The sequence below is a fragment of the Pseudonocardia sp. Ae717_Ps2 genome (assembly GCF_001932475.1).
Lineage (GTDB): Bacteria > Actinomycetota > Actinomycetes > Mycobacteriales > Pseudonocardiaceae > Pseudonocardia.
Genome location: NZ_MCIS01000001.1, coordinates 5,293,612 through 5,308,364 on the forward strand (window position 1 = coordinate 5,293,612; position 14,753 = coordinate 5,308,364).

General features: G+C 75.3%; 10 protein-coding genes and 1 riboswitch. Of the genes, 5 read left to right on the plus strand and 5 right to left on the minus strand.

All coding sequences use genetic code 11. From position 1 onward, the window contains the following. Positions 1 to 105 precede the first annotated feature (105 nt). Genes Ae717Ps2_RS39315 through mftA form a run of 4 tightly spaced genes read right to left on the minus strand, consistent with a single transcriptional unit; the run spans position 106 to position 6,373 of the window. Positions 106 to 4,704: a mycofactocin system FadH/OYE family oxidoreductase 2 gene (locus tag Ae717Ps2_RS39315; protein ID WP_233147806.1), complete on the minus strand. Its 4,599-nt coding sequence runs from the start codon at positions 4,702 to 4,704 to the stop codon at positions 106 to 108. Between the two features lie 8 nt (positions 4,705 to 4,712). After that, positions 4,713 to 5,948, minus strand: coding sequence for a mycofactocin radical SAM maturase (gene mftC, locus Ae717Ps2_RS24330; protein ID WP_020626287.1), 1,236 nt, complete (start codon positions 5,946 to 5,948; stop codon positions 4,713 to 4,715). A 37-nt stretch (positions 5,949 to 5,985) separates the two neighbouring features. Then, positions 5,986 to 6,297: a mycofactocin biosynthesis chaperone MftB gene (gene mftB, locus Ae717Ps2_RS24335; RefSeq protein ID WP_043280690.1), complete on the minus strand. Its 312-nt coding sequence runs from the start codon at positions 6,295 to 6,297 to the stop codon at positions 5,986 to 5,988. After that, the gene (mftA, locus tag Ae717Ps2_RS24340) at positions 6,287 to 6,373 is read right to left on the minus strand and encodes a mycofactocin precursor MftA (protein ID WP_060710386.1); all 87 of its coding nucleotides are present in this window, start codon (positions 6,371 to 6,373) and stop codon (positions 6,287 to 6,289) included. The genes mftB and mftA overlap by 11 nt, the downstream gene beginning before the upstream one ends. 158 nt (positions 6,374 to 6,531) lie before the next feature. On the opposite strand from mftA, the gene Ae717Ps2_RS24345 reads away from it, so the two are divergent. Both Ae717Ps2_RS24345 and Ae717Ps2_RS24350 read left to right on the plus strand, forming a co-directional pair. Further along, positions 6,532 to 7,662 (plus strand): GNAT family N-acetyltransferase, encoded by a 1,131-nt coding sequence (locus Ae717Ps2_RS24345; protein ID WP_075309884.1) that lies wholly within the window; start codon positions 6,532 to 6,534, stop codon positions 7,660 to 7,662. A 99-nt stretch (positions 7,663 to 7,761) separates the two neighbouring features. Beyond that, a complete protein-coding gene (locus Ae717Ps2_RS24350) occupies positions 7,762 to 9,348 on the plus strand; it encodes an ABC transporter substrate-binding protein (protein WP_158071540.1) in 1,587 nt (528 codons plus the stop codon). A 92-nt stretch (positions 9,349 to 9,440) separates the two neighbouring features. Here the strand turns inward: Ae717Ps2_RS24350 and Ae717Ps2_RS24355 are convergent, their stop codons facing one another. Continuing rightward, positions 9,441 to 9,803, minus strand: a complete 363-nt coding sequence (locus tag Ae717Ps2_RS24355) for a hypothetical protein (RefSeq protein ID WP_075309882.1) — start codon at positions 9,801 to 9,803, stop codon at positions 9,441 to 9,443. A 170-nt stretch (positions 9,804 to 9,973) separates the two neighbouring features. On the opposite strand from Ae717Ps2_RS24355, the gene Ae717Ps2_RS24360 reads away from it, so the two are divergent. The 3 genes from Ae717Ps2_RS24360 (at position 9,974) to Ae717Ps2_RS24370 (ending at position 14,740) form a co-directional block, all read left to right on the plus strand. Beyond that, positions 9,974 to 10,360 carry a hypothetical protein gene (locus Ae717Ps2_RS24360; protein WP_075333935.1) on the plus strand — a complete coding sequence of 129 codons (387 nt, stop codon included), beginning with the start codon at positions 9,974 to 9,976 and terminating at the stop codon, positions 10,358 to 10,360. A gap of 75 nt (positions 10,361 to 10,435) precedes the next feature. After that, a riboswitch (cobalamin riboswitch) is annotated at positions 10,436 to 10,639 on the plus strand. 130 nt (positions 10,640 to 10,769) lie between these two features. Continuing rightward, entirely contained in the window at positions 10,770 to 13,655 is a 2,886-nt protein-coding gene (locus Ae717Ps2_RS24365; protein ID WP_075333936.1) for a ribonucleoside-diphosphate reductase subunit alpha, read from the plus strand. Beyond that, the gene (locus tag Ae717Ps2_RS24370) at positions 13,652 to 14,740 is read left to right on the plus strand and encodes a ribonucleotide-diphosphate reductase subunit beta (RefSeq protein ID WP_020624607.1); all 1,089 of its coding nucleotides are present in this window, start codon (positions 13,652 to 13,654) and stop codon (positions 14,738 to 14,740) included. The genes Ae717Ps2_RS24365 and Ae717Ps2_RS24370 overlap by 4 nt, the downstream gene beginning before the upstream one ends. Positions 14,741 to 14,753 lie beyond the last annotated feature (13 nt).

Here is a 14,753-nt window from a genome sequence, read left to right on the forward strand (position 1 = left end):
CGGTCCGGCGCGGCGCGGTCACCGCGGGGACGACGACGCCACCCGGCAGCGACGACGCCACCCCGCAGCACGGAGGCCGGTGGGCCGGCGCGCCCGGGGCGGTGGTCACGGCGCGACAGCAGGGACCGGGGCCGGACGCAGGTCGAGCAGCGTCCCCTCGCGGATCGCGGCGTCGAACCGGCGCGGGGCCAGGGCGTCGCCGATGCGGTGCACCGGCCACGGCCCGTCGGCCAGTGCGGTCCAGAGGCGGGTGGCGGGCACGGTGGCCGTCGCGGCGACGACGGCGCCGACCTCGCGACGCTCGGCGCGACCGGTCGGGTGGTGCAGCAGCTCCACCGTGCAGCCCGGTCCTCCTGCGCAGCCCGGCCCCCCTGCGCTCTGCTCACCCCCGCGCTCGCCCCTGCGCAGCACCCCGAGCACGGCCCGGTCGGTGCTGCAGCGGATCCCGGCGGCGTGCGCGCGGCGGCGGAACCCCTCGCGGTCCAGGGTGAGTCCGAGGTCCTGCCCGACGACCAGCGCCGGTGTGACGATCTCGACGGCGTGCCCGCGGGCGGCGAGCAGCTCGGCGACCGAGGTGGCCTGGTGGAACCCGAGTTCGTCGACGACGAGCACCGGGCCCGCGGGCAGGCGCACCCCGGCCAGCACGTCGTCCACGGCGACGGTCAGCCGCTCGGGGTCCCACGGCGGGGTGGCGGGCACCGACCCGGTGGCGACGACGACCGCCGCGGGGTCCAGCTCGTCGACGAGACCGCGGTCGACGGTCGTGCCGTACCGGACCTCGACCCCGGCCGTGTGCACCTCGCGCAGCAGGTCGGCGACGACGTGGCCGAGTTCGGCCCGCCCGGGCGCGGTCGCCGCGAGGGCGAGCCGCCCACCGGGGGTGCCCGCGCGTTCGGCGAGCAGCACCCGGTGCCCGCGTCCGGCGAGGGACGCGGCCGCGGCGAGCCCGGCGGGCCCGGCCCCGACGACGAGCACCCGCCCCGGCGCGGGGTCGGCGGACCGGGCGAGCGGGACGAGCCGCTCGCGTCCCGCGGCCGGGTTGACCGCGCAGCCCAGCGGCAGGTTCAGCCCGACCCGGCCGATGCAGTCCTGGTTGCATCCGACGCAGCGGCGCACCGGGCGTCCGGTGAGGGCCTTGGTCGCGAAGCCGGGGTCGGCGATCTGCCCGCGGGCGACGCCGACGAGGTCGCACTCGCCGCGCGCGAGGGCCGCGGCGGCCTGCTCGGGTGTGGTGAACCGGCCGACCCCGATCACCGGGAGGTCTGCCCCGGCTGCCCGGACGGTGCGGCGCAGGGTCGCGGCGAGGTGCCCGGCGTAGCCCGGCGGGGTGTGCATGGAGGGCTCGATGAGGTGCAGCGTCGAGGTGGCGACCCCGATCGAGGTGTTGAGGTGGTCGACCTGCCCGGTCGCGGCGAGCCGGCGGGCGAGGTCGGCGCCGTCGGCGGGGGTGATGCCGCCCTCGATGCGCTCGTCGACACCGATCCGCAGACCCAGCACCGGGTCCGGGCCGATCGCGGCACGGACGGCGGCGACGATGTCGAGCACCAGCTTCGCCCGGTCGCGGCCCCAGGCGTCGGTGCGGTGGTTGGTGGCCGGGGAGAGGAACAGCCGCAGCAGCGAGGCGTGCGAGCACTGGAGCTCGACGCCGTCGAACCCGCCGGCGACGCAGCGCGCGGCGACGTCGGCGAACGCGGCGACGATCTCCCCGATCCCGGCGGCGTCGAGCTCGGCGGGGACCTCCCGGAACATCGGGTCGGGCAGCGCCGACGGCCCGACGACGGCCGCACGCGAGTACATCCCCGACCCTTGCGCACCGTTGTGGTTGAGCTGGGCGAGCACGCGCGCGCCATGGGCGTGCACCGCGTCGGTGAGGGCGCGGTAGCCGGGCAGCACGGCCGGGTCGTGACCGCGGATCAGCCGCTCGTACGGCCGGTCCGACGGGTGGACGGCGTGCTCCTCGGTGATCACCAGTCCGGCGCCGCCCGCGGCTCGGGCCGCGTAGTAGGCGGTGTGCCGGTCGGTCGGCATGCCGCCCTCGGCGAAGCCGGTGAGGTGGGCGGTGAAGACGATCCGGTTGCGCATTGTGGTGCGGCCGAGGCGCAGGGGGTCGCCGAGCCGGGGCCGCGGGAGCTCCCCGTCCGCGGACTCCGGCGGCGCGGCCCCACCGGCCCCGGTCGTGTCACGTGCCCCGGCGCGGGTCGTGCCGCCCGCCGTCGCGTCTGCCTCTGCGTCTGCCTCCGCCTCCGCCTCCGCCTCCGCGAGAGCGAACGCGGCCCGCCGCCCCTCCCGCACCGCCTCGGCGAGCGTCCGCGGCGCGACCCGGTCCCCCGCGGGGTGACAGCCGGGCAGCGCCGGGAGCGCGTTCTGCGGGAGCCGCGGTCCGCAGTCGACGACGGCCGCGCACGGCACGGTCGTCACCGCAGCGGTGTGGACGTCCACCAGCTCCGCGACCCCGCCTCGCACCGCTCCCGGCCGGGTGAACAGCGCCCGCCGGACACCGGCCCGTTCCAGCCGCACGTTCGCCGCGGCCATGTCCCCGCAGCGGCCGAGCTGGTGCCCGGCGACGACGTCCGGGGTGGACAGCACCACCCGGTACCCGGCCCCGGCGAGCAGCTCCGCGACCCCCGGCCCGGTCCAGTCCCCGAGCGGGTCGACGACGAGCACCGGTGCGTTCCGCGGAACGCGCGCGGAGGCGAGCACCGCGACGACACCGACTGATCGCGCCACCCCCGCGCAGAGCTCCGCCGCGGCGAGCACCGGGACGTCCGCGTCGACCACCGGTGGCGGAGGCCGGGACCCGGTCGCGAGCACCACCGCCACACCCCGCTCCCGGGCGGCGGCGAGCGTCGCGGCGTCCACCTCGGACCCCAGCCGGACGTCGACGCCGAGCCGGTCGAGCTCCGCGGCCCACCACGGTGCAGCGAGCGCGAGCCGGTCCCGGCCGGGCAGTACCGCCGCCGCGGGCAGCAGGCCGCCGAGCCGGTCGGCGCGCTCGTGCAGCGTGACCGGATGTCCGCGCAGTGCCAGCGTCCGGGCCGCTTCGAGCCCCGCGGGCCCTCCCCCGACGACGAGCACCGCCCGCCGAGGCGCCACGCCGCGTTCCGCGGAACGCGGCTCACCGCCCGCGGCCGTGTCCCCGCGCTGTTCCCCCGGGGCATCCGGACCCCGTTCCGCGGAACGGTCCACCGGACCCTCGACGGTGTCCGAACCGCGTTCCGCGGAACGCACCCGTTGACCGGCGACGCCCTCCGGACCGCGTTCAGCGGAACGCTCCGGCAGCCCGGTGTCCCCTTCCGAACCGCGTTCCGCGGAACGCGCCCGAGGACCGGCGACACCCTCAGGAGCGCGTTCCGCGGAACGCGACGGGACCGTGTGCGGCTCCGGGTCCGGGTCGGTCCGTTCGTGCCCCGACCGGGGCTCCAGCTCGTCGCCGACCACCGGGTTGCGCGGGTCCCGAGCCGCGGCGAGGGAGTTGGTGAGCAGGCACGGCCGGATCCGCTCCGGTGTCCCGGCCCGGGCCAGCGCGACGAGCCGCGGGTCCGCGATCTGCGCTCTCGTCATCTCGACGATATCGGCGTCGCCGCTGGTCAGCGCCCCCTCGGCGAGGGCGTGGGTGGCGACGCTGCCGGCCAGGACGACCGTCGTCGCACCGGCGATGGCGCGCCGCAGGCCGCCGCACCGGCCCCGGAGGAACGCCTCGGGCGTGTGCAGGTCCGGCCGGGTCGCGGCGACCGACAACGCGCTCCCGACGACAGGGACGAGCAGGTCCACCCGGTCGGCGACGGCCCGGGCGATGGCGAGGCCGTCGTCACCGGTGACACCGGCCCAGGGTGCGAGCTCATCCACACACAGGCGCACCGCCAGCAGGGGGTCCGGTCCGATCGCGGCCCGCACGGCGTCGAGGACCTCGCGCAGCAGCAGGGCACGGTCGCGGCCGTACGCGTCGTCGCGGTGGTTGGTCAGGCCGGAGCAGAACTGGCGCAGCAGCGAGTGCTGTCCGGCGGAGATCTCCACACCGTCCACACCGCTGTCCACAGCCGCGCGGGCCGCGTCGGCGAAGCCGCGGACCACCGCGTCGATCTCCGCGGCCCCCATCGCGACCGGGACCTCACGGGACACGACGTCGGGCACCGACGAGGGCGCCCACAGCGGGTGCCCGGAGTGCGCGGAGCTGCCCTGCCCACCGGCGTGCGCGAGCCCGGCCAGCACGAGCGTCCCGTACGGCCGGCACGCCGCGACGACCGCCGCCCACCCGGCCGCGGCGGGCACCCGCGCACCGTCCCGGTCACCGTCCCGGTCACCGAGATGCAGCTCAGCGGGCCCGAAAGATCCACAGTTCCCGCTGAGCTGCATCTCGACGCGCGCCGCCGCGGCAGGGCCGGGCCGTGCGGCAGGGCCGGGCCGTGCAGCAGGGCCGGGCCGTGCAGCTTGGCCACGCGGTTCAGCAGGGCCCTGCGGCGCGGCGGTGGGGAAGGCGGCAGGGAAGGCGGCGGGGGCGTAGGCGTAGGGATGGTCCGAGGCGTGCACCGACGCCGGCTCGGTCACGACGATCCCGGCGCCCCCCGCGGCCCGGGCGGCGTAGTAGGCGACGTGCCGGTCGGTGATCTCCCGGGCCGCGTTCCCGAGGTTGGTCTCGTGCGGCCCGAACAGCACACGCGAGGGGGCCCGCCGACCACGCAGGTCGACGGGCCCCGTCAGCAGCAGGTCCGTGGTCAGCGGGTCGCGACCGGCTGCGCCGCGGGCACGGCGTCCGGCGCGAACCCGGCGAGCGGGTTCTCGTCGCACGCCCGGTCCGGCCGGCGCGGCGGCGGGGCGAGCGAGAGCATCGTCGGCTGCTTCGGCGCACGGGAGTTGCGCGGCGCGGAGCGCGAGTGGTCCACGTCGGACTTCGGGATCACCGCGTCGGAGGAGCGCGCGGCCAGCATCGCCTCGCCGTAGCCCTGCACGCACTCCGGGTCCGGGCCGTCGAGCGGCAGGCCGGTGAAGAACTTCGCCGCCATGCAGCCGCCCTGGCAGGAGTCGTAGTGCGAGCACGAGGCGCAGGCCCCGCCGGTCTGCGGCTGGCGCAGCTCGGTGAACAGCTCGGAGTGCTCCCACACCTCCTTGAAGCCGCCCTCGTCGCGGACGTTGCCCGCCAGGAAGTTCTCGTGGATCGCGAACGGGCAGGCGTAGACGTCGCCCACCGGGTCGATCAGGCAGACCACGCGGCCCGCGCCGCACAGGTTCAGCCCGGGCAGGGCCTCGCCGTAGGCCGACAGGTGGAAGAACGAGTCACCGGTCAGGACCTGGTCGCCGTTCGCGACCAGCCAGTCGTAGAGCTGCTTCTGCTGGGCCTGGGTCGGGTGCAGCTCGTCCCAGACGTCGGCGCCGCGGCCGGACGGGCGGAGACGGGTGATGCGCAGCTGGGCGCCGTACTTGTCGGCGATGGCCTTGAACTCGTCGAGCTGGTCGACGTTCTCCCGGGTCATCACGACCGAGATCTTGGGGTGCTTGAAGCCCGCCTCGGCGAGGTTCTCCAGCGCGGTGATCGCGGTGTCGAACGAGCCGGGGCCCCGCACGTAGTCGTTGACCTCGGCCGTCGCGCCGTCCATCGAGATCTGGATGTCGACGTAGTCGGTCGCGGCGAGCTGCGCGGCACGGGCCTTGTCGAGCTTGACGCCGTTGGTGGAGAACTTGACGCCGACGTCGTGGGCGATGGCGTAGTCCAGCAGCTCCCAGAAGTCCGGGCGCACGGTCGGCTCGCCGCCACCGATGTTGATGTAGAAGACCTGCATGCGCTGCAGCTCGTCGATGACGGCCTTGGCCTCGGCGGTGCTCAGCTCGCGCGGGTCGCGCCGCCCCGAGCTGGACAGGCAGTGCACGCACGCGAGGTTGCACGCGTAGGTGAGCTCCCAGGTCAGGCAGATGGGCGAGTTCAGGCCGTACTGGAAGTGGTCGACCAGCTTCACGGGCACCTCACTGTGGTGGTCGGCGGGGCGGGCGGGACTAGCGGGCGACGATCGTGCGGGACTTCAGCAGTCCGGCGAGGGCACGCAGGTAGGCGTCGTGCTGGGCCTCGGGGACGTCGGCGGCCACGACGGCCGACCGGGCGTCCGGCTGGTTCTCCAGGTCGCGCACGACCGAGACCAGCTGGGGCGTCTTGAGGAAGGACAGCTTGCGGGTCACGAAGTCGTACACCAGGGCGCCGAAGGGCTCCGGACGCAGCGAGACGCTCTCGCTGAGCCGGTACGGTGCCGCGGGGTCGAAAGCCCCCGCGGCACCGTCCGGAACCGTGGTGTCGAGGGGCTTAGTAGACACCGCACATGCCGTCGATGGAGACCTCCTCGACGAGGGTCTCCTCGGTCAGGGCGTCCTCGTTCTGGTGCTCACTCATGCGCAACCTCCGCTGGATCCGACTCTCGGCGAGAGAGGTGGTGAACCGCCCCGCCGGCCGGCGGTGGCAGCGGATCGGACGCTATTGGCACCCGGTGCCGGAAATCAATACTCGACATCCACGCCCGTCCGTTCGGACGGGCGGGCAGGCTGTCTCCCATGACGGTCGGGACGGTCCTGCTGCACCTCTGCACCCCGGGTGAGTGGCGGAGGTGGCTCGACACCGGAGCCGTGGCTCCCCCCTCCCTCGACGAGGTCGGGTTCGTGCACCTGTCGACGCCCGACCAGGTCGCCCTGCCCGCGCAGCGCCTGTTCGCCGGCCGGTCGGACCTGGTCCTGCTCGTCCTCGACCCGGCCCGGATCGACGGCGCCGGGATCGACGTCCGGTGGGAGCCGGGCGTGCCGACCGACCCGGCGTCGATGCGGTTCCCGCACGCCTACGGGGCGGTGCCGGCGTCGGCGGTGCTGATGGTGCTGCCCTACCGGCCCGGCCCGGACGGCTTCGCCGCCCCGGAGGTCCCCGAACCCGGCGCAGCGGCGCGGGCGATGGGGTTCGAGCCGTCGATGCTGCGCCGCGGCGCGAGCGCGGAGGAGCCCGTGACCGGCGGCGTCGCGGTCCGGACCGACGCCTGGCCGGTGTCGCGGATGCACAACCGGCTGCTGCTCGACCGTCCTGACCGGACCGATCCGGCCACCGTGCTCGCCGAGGCCGACCGGGCGCTCACCGCGCACGGCCTGCACCCGAACGCGCTGCTGTGGGGACCGGGCGCGGACGAGCTGGCCGACGGCCTGCGCGCCGCCGGGTGGTCGGTCGCGGCGAACGAGGCCATGACCGCCCCCACCACGACCGGCGCGACCCCGGACACGGCGACGGTCACCGAGCTGGACCACCACGAGCTCCGCGGGTTCCGGCGCGCCTCCTGGGCCCGGGACCTGCCCGGCACCGGACCCGAGGACCTCGGCCAGCTGGTCGACCGCGACACCGGCGACGACCGGGTGCTGGCCCTGCACCGCCTCGCCGTCGTCGTCGACGACCGGGTGGTGGCGGCCGCGACGCTGCGCCGCGACGGTGCGACGGCCTGGCTCGACGCCCTGGAGACCGACCGGGCCCACCGCGGCCGGGGGCACGGCCGGGCGCTGCTGGCCCGCTCCCGCGAGCTCGCCGCCGAGCACGGCTGCGACCTGCTCGCACTGGGCGCCGGCGTCGACGACTGGCCACGGGACTGGTACCGGCGCAGCGGGTTCACGCCGGTCGGCACCCACCTCGAGGCCGCCGGCCCGCGCCGGTGATCTCTCCGGGTCGGGCACGCCCTGTCCTGAGCCCGCCCGGCACCCGCGGAGGTCCCTCCCCGCCGCCTCGGCCGTGACCGCACCGGGCACCCTGTGGTCGTGCAGTTGAGCCGTCGATCGTTCCTGCGGGCCGCCGGTGCGACCGCGGCGCTGGCGGGGATTCCGGCGCTGGCCGCGTGCGGGGCCCCGGCCGACACCACCGCCCCTCGGCTGGTGGCCGCGTTCGCCGGTGACGGCCCGCTCGGCGTCCCGGACCCGCACGTGGTGTGGCGGCCGGTGGACCGGGCGCGGGCGGCGGCCGTCGCGGACACGCTGCTGGTCTGGGACCAGGACATGACCCCACGGCCGCACCTGGCCGCGTCGGCGGCGCCGGACCGGACGGGGACGAGATGGCGGATCCGGCTGCGCGACGCCCCCGCCCACGACGGGCGCCCGCTGACCTCGGCCGACGTGCTGGCGTCGCTGCGCCGGATCACCGATCCCGCCACCGGGGCGACGGCGGCACCGTTGCTGGCCGGGCTCGACCTCGCCGCCAGCCGGGCGGTCTCGGCGTCGGAGGTGGAGCTGGTGCTCGGCGCCCCGGACTTCCTGTTCGGCCTCGTCCTGGGCTCGCCGGGCACCGGCATCGTGCGCGACGGCCGCGGCACCCCGCCGGTGGGCACCGGAGCGTTCCGCTGGCTGCCCGGGTCCCCGGACGCGCTCTACCGGCACGACGGCCACTGGCTGGGCGCGGCGCGCTCGCCCGCCGTGGAGTTCGTGGTGGACGACGACGAGGAGAACCGCTACCAGTCCCTCGTGGACGGTCACGTGCACTGGGCGCACGACCTGTTCCCGCACAGCGCGCGCCGGCTGCTCGGGCGGGTCGGCACGACGGTGGTGTCCGCGCCGGGCTCGGCGACCCGCTTCCTCGACGTCGGCCCGGCCGGGTCGGCCCCCGGCACCGGTACGGCGGGCGGCACGACCGCCGGGGCGTCCGGCGACGTGCTCGGCGATCCCCGGCTGGCCGAGGCGGTCCGGCTCGGCATCGACCGGACCGAGCTCGTCCGCGAGGTGCTGCTCGACCTCGCCGAGCCGGGCGACGACCTGTTCGGCCCGGGCCTGGCGTATCACCCGGCCGGGTTCGCGCCGGTGGAGCGCGACGTCGCCCGCGCGCGGGAGCTCGTCGCGGCGGCGGGCGCGGACCGGCTGGAGGTGCCGCTGCTGTTCGACCCGTTCGACCCGATGTCGCGCCCGGCCGCCGACACCGTCGTGGAACAGCTCGCCGAGATCGGGCTGACCTGCACGCCGCGCGAGCCGGACCCGCCCGACGCCGTCCCGACCCCGGGCATCCGGTTCCGCCGGGCCGCGGCGACCCCGCTCCCGCTGTACCTGCGCGCGACCGCGGGCCCGGACCCCGCCGACGACGCCCCGCCCGCCGCGACCGCGGGCGACGACGGCGCGCCGGCCGCACCGGCCGCGGCGGGACGGGCCGACGTGCGTGCCCTGCTCGCCACCGCGCGCGGGGTGCCCGACGAGGCGCGCCGGGTCGAGGCCCTGCGACGCGCCCAGCTCCTGCTGCGCGACCGCTCGACCGTCTGGTCCTCGGGCGACGAGCACGTCGGCGTCTCCGCCGACCTGACCGGCGTCGAGCCCGCCCGGCCCGACACCGCCACCTGGGCCCGGTTCCACCGGCTGCGGATGGGGTGACCCGCTGCGGGCGGGGCTCGGAACCGCTCCCGGCCGCAGGACGGGCGTGCGCAGCCGGGCCAGGGGCCCGGCCGCGCACGCCCCGCCGGGCCTCAGGCGCCGGCGTGCTCGCGCAGCAGCGCCGCCGTCTCGCGGGTGACCTCGGCGTGCAGCCGACAGTGCTCGTGGTGGTCGGCGTGGGCGCCGCAGGCCGCGGCGGACGCCTCGCAGGCCAGCGCGGCGGCCGAGGCGGCGGCCTCGCCGACGGCCTTGTCCCCGGTGCGGCGGCCGAGCACGGCCGCGGCGGCGGTGCAGAGGTCGGCGGCGTCGAGCGCCAGCAGGACCTCGGTCTCCATCCCGCCGGAGGCGACCATCGCCGAGGCGCAGGCGGTGCTCGCGCGGGCGGCGTCGTGCAGCTTCTCGACGACGACGGCCGGGGTGGTGACGCCGGCGGCGTCCAGGACGTGGTGGCTCACGGGATCTCCCTGTCGATGGTGGAACGGTCGGCGGCGGAGTACCCCACGGCGGGCCCTGCCTACCCGCCGCGCCTCGTCGACCACGACCGTCCGCCGGGCCGGTGCCGCCGGACACCCGTCGTCGCCGTGATCACCTGAACAGTTCGTCAGGTGTCACGTAGGGTCGGGGCGTGTCCGCCCTCCCCGCCGTCACCGCCTGCCGGGGGTGCTGCTGCGGCTCCGGCCGCAAGCACCCCGGCCTCGACCGCGACCACCACGACCGGCTGCTCGACCGGCTGACCGACGGCCTGGCCGGGCACGCCCGGCTGCGCACCAGCGAGTGCCTGGGCCCGTGCGCGGACTCCGACGTCCTGGTGGTCGCCCCGGCGCCCGGGGCCCGCCGGGCGGGCGCCCGCCCGGTCTGGCTCCGTGCGGTCCTGGACGCCGCGACCACGGACGCGGTCGCGGCCTGGGTGCGCGCCGGCGGGCCGGGCCTCGCCGCCGTCCCGCCCGCACTCGCGGGGCACGTGTTCACCCCCGGCCCCCGGGCGACGGCCGAGGGACGGGCGGCGGGCTGACCCCGGACCGCCGGTCACCGAGGGGGGTCGCATCCGCACCGATGGGGGGATGGAGTAGCTCTGCCCACAAGATGTAGTGTCCGGATCACTGGTGGTTCACCGGCCCGCCCGGGCCGGTGAGGCAAGAGGGAACCCGGTGGGAATCCGGGACTGCCCCGCAGCGGTGAACGGGAACGACCGCCGTCAACAGCACTGGGAGTGATCCCGGGAAGCGACGGCCAGTAGGTGTGAGCAGTGCGCCCGTGAGTCCGAAGACCTGCCACCGGTGCGCGTACCGACCGGTGCGCGCTGCTCCGGGGCCTCGTGGGACGGCGCCAGGGTGCGGTGGGCCGCCGACGGCACGGGACCCGCCGCCTCCTCGCACCGCGCCCGCCCCCGGAGGCGACGGCGACTCGCGAGGAGAGAGCCCGTGACGGCTTCCACCGCTGCACCGGCAACAGCACCCCCGGCCCTGCGCGTCATCCGGCGCGACGGCTCCGAGACCGGGTTCGACGCCACGAAGATCTCGGTGGCGACGACCAAGGCGTTCCTGGCGGTCGAGGGGGACTCGGGCGCGACGTCGTCGCGGCTGCACCACCTCGTGGCCGGGCTGACCGACCAGGTCGTCGCGGCGCTGACCCGGCACCCGGCGCACGCCGTGCACGTCGAGCAGATCCAGGACCAGGTCGAGCTCGCCCTGATGCGCGGCGGCCACCACAAGGTCGCCCGTTCCTACGTGCTCTACCGCGAGCAGCAGGCACGGGCCCGGGAACGCGACGGCGGGGACAGCGTGTCGGACGCACCGGTCGTGCACGTCACCGGGCCCGACGGCAGCCGGACCCCACTGGACCGTGACCGGGTCGCCGCGGTGCTCGGCGAGGCGTGCGACGGCATCGACGACGTCGCGCCGGAGCCGGTGCTCGCCGAGCTGGACCGCACCGTCTACGACGGCATCACCGCCGACGAGCTGGCCCAGGCCCTGGTCCTGGCCGCCCGCACCCTGGTGGAGCGCGAGCCCGCCTACTCCCTGGTGGCGTCCCGACTGCTGCTGGACCGGCTCCGCGCCGAGGCCGTCTCGCACCTGGCGGGCACCCGGGAGACCCCGGACCACGCGACGATGACCGAGCGGTACGCGTCCTACACGAAGGACTACCTGCGCCACGCCATCGCGATCGGCCTGGTCGACCCCGAGCTCGCGACCTTCGACCTGGACCGGGTCACCGCCGCCCTCCGCCCGGACCGTGACCTGCAGATCGGCTTCCTCGGCCTGCAGACCCTCTACGACCGCTACTTCCTGCACGAGCGCGGCGTGCGCTTCGAGCTGCCGCAGGCGTTCTTCCTGCGGGTCGCGATGGGGCTGGCGGTGCGCGAGATCGACCGCGAGGCCCGGGCGATCGAGTTCTACGAGGTCCTGTCCAGCTTCGACTTCATGGCCTCGACCCCGACGCTGTTCAACTCCGGCACCACCCGGCCGCAGCTGTCGTCGTGCTTCCTCACCACCGTCGACGACGACCTGGAGTCGATCTTCGGCGGGTACCGGAACAACGCGCTGCTGGCCAAGTACTCCGGTGGGCTCGGCAACGACTGGACCCCGGTCCGCGGCCTCGGCGCGCACATCCGCGGCACCAACGGCGTCTCCCAGGGGGTGGTGCCGTTCCTCAAGATCGCCGGGGACACGGCCGTCGCGGTGAACCAGGGCGGCAAGCGCAAGGGCGCGGCGTGCGCCTACCTGGAGACCTGGCACGTCGACATCGAGGAGTTCCTCGACCTGCGCAAGAACACCGGCGACGACCGCCGCCGGACCCACGACATGAACACCGCGAACTGGGTGCCCGACGAGTTCCTGCGCCGCGTGCAGGCCGACGCCGAGTGGACACTGTTCTCCCCGGACGAGGTGCCCGACCTGCACGACCTCTACGGCACCGCGTTCGCCCAGCGGTACCGCGAGTACGAGGCGGCCGCGGCGCGCGGCGAGATCCGGGTGCACCGCACGGTGCGCGCGGTCGAGCTGTGGCGGCGGATGCTGACCATGCTGTTCGAGACCGGGCACCCGTGGATCACGTTCAAGGACCCGTGCAACCTGCGCAGCCCGCAGCAGCACGCGGGGGTGGTGCACTCGTCGAACCTGTGCACCGAGATCACCCTGAACACCCGCGCCAGCGACGAGGGCGAGGTCGCGGTCTGCAACCTCGGCTCGGTGAACCTCGCCGCGCACGTCACGCGCGACGGGCTCGACGCGGACAAGCTCCGTCGCACGGTGACGACCGCGGTGCGGATGCTCGACAACGTCGTGGACATCAACTTCTACACGATCCCCGAGGCCCGCCGGTCCAACCTGCGCCACCGCCCGGTCGGCCTGGGCATGATGGGCTTCTCCGACGCGCTGTTCGTCCAGCGCATCGCCCCCGCGAGCGACGCGGCCGTCGAGTTCGCCGACACCTCGGCCGAGCTCCTGAGCTTCCACGCGATCACCGCGTCGTCGGACCTGGCGGTCGAGCGCGGCCGCTACGCCAGCTTCGACGGGTCGCTGTGGAGCCGCGGGATCCTGCCGCTGGACTCGCTCGACCTGCTGGCCGCGGCCCGCGGCGACGGCGAGCTCGAGATCGACCGGTCGTCCACGCTGGACTGGGACACACTGCGGGAGAAGGTCCGCACCCAGGGGATGCGCAACTCCAACGTGCTCGCGATCGCCCCGACGGCGACGATCTCGAACATCTGCGGGGTCGGGCAGTCGATCGAGCCGATCCACCTCAACCTGTACGTGAAGTCCAACATGTCCGGCGACTTCACCGTGATCAACCCGCACCTGGTCCGCGACCTCAAGGAGCGCGGGCTGTGGGACGAGGTGATGGTCGCCGACCTGAAGTACTTCGACGGGTCGCTGGCCGAGATCGACCGGGTCCCCGCCGACCTGAAGGAGCTCTACGCGACCGCGTTCGAGATCGAGCCGAGCCGGCTCGTGGCCGCGGCGTCGCGCCGGCAGAAGTGGCTCGACCAGGCCCAGTCGTTGAACCTCTACCTGGCCTCCCCCAGCGGCCGTGCCCTGGACGAGCTCTACCGCCTGGCCTGGCGTTCGGGCCTCAAGACCACCTACTACCTGCGCACCCGCGCGGCGACGGCCGTCGAGAAGTCCACCCTCACCGGCACCGACGGCCGACTGACCGGCGTGCCCAGCACCCCCGCGGCCGCCCCGGCCCCGGCGGCCCCGGCGCCGTCGCCCGCGGCGACCGTGCCCGCGGTCCCCGTCACCGCCCCCGATCTCGACCCGGGCGCCGCCTGCTCGGTCGACGACCCCGACTGCGAGGCCTGCCAGTGAGCACCCCGACCACCGACCGCCACACGGGCGCCGACACCAGCGGGCTCGGCGAGATCGCCCGCGGCGCCGCCCCGATCGACGCCGACGACAAGCGCATGATCAACGCGCGGGCCGACGTCAACCAGCTCCTGCCGCTCAAGTACACCTGGGCCTGGGAGAAGTACCTGGCCGGCTGCGCCAACCACTGGATGCCGACCGAGGTCGCCATGCAGGCCGACATCGCGCTGTGGCGCTCCCCCGGCGGCCTCACCGACGACGAGCGCCTGATGCTCACCCGCAACCTCGGCTTCTTCGCCACCGCCGAGTCGCTGGTCGCGAACAACATCGTGCTCGCCGTCTACCGCCACCTCACCAACCCCGAGTGCCGGCAGTACCTGCTGCGGCAGTCGTTCGAGGAGGCGGTGCACACCCACACGTTCCAGTACGTGTGCGAGTCCCTCGGGCTCGACGAGGGCGAGCTGTTCAACGCCTACCGGACCGTCCCGTCGATCACCGAGAAGGACGCCTGGGCGCTGCGCTACACCCAGGCGCTGTCCGACCCGGACTTCCGCACCGGCACCCCGGAGAACGACCGCGCGTTCCTGCGCGACCTGGTCGCCTTCTACGTGGTGTTCGAGGGCATGTGGTTCTACACCGGGTTCGCCCAGATCCTCGCGCTCGGCCGGCGCAACAAGATGGTGGGCATCGCCGAGCAGTACCAGTACATCCTGCGCGACGAGTCGATCCACCTGAACTTCGGCATCGACTGCATCAACCAGATCAAGATCGAGAACCCGCACCTGTGGACCGCGGGGTTCGTCGCGGAGATCCGGACGATGCTGCGGGAGGCGTGCGAGCTGGAGGTCGCCTACGCCCGCGACACCATGCCCCGCGGGATGCTCGGGCTCACCGCCGAGTCCTGCGAGCGGTACCTGCGGTTCATCACCGACCGGCGCGCCGAGCAGATCGGGCTCGCCCCGCTGTTCGGAGAACCGGAGAACCCGTTCCCGTGGATGAGCGAGGCGATGGACCTGCGCAAGGAGAAGAACTTCTTCGAGACGCGGGTGACCGAGTACCGCACCGGGGGCTCGCTGGACTGGGACTGACGGCGGAGCGGAC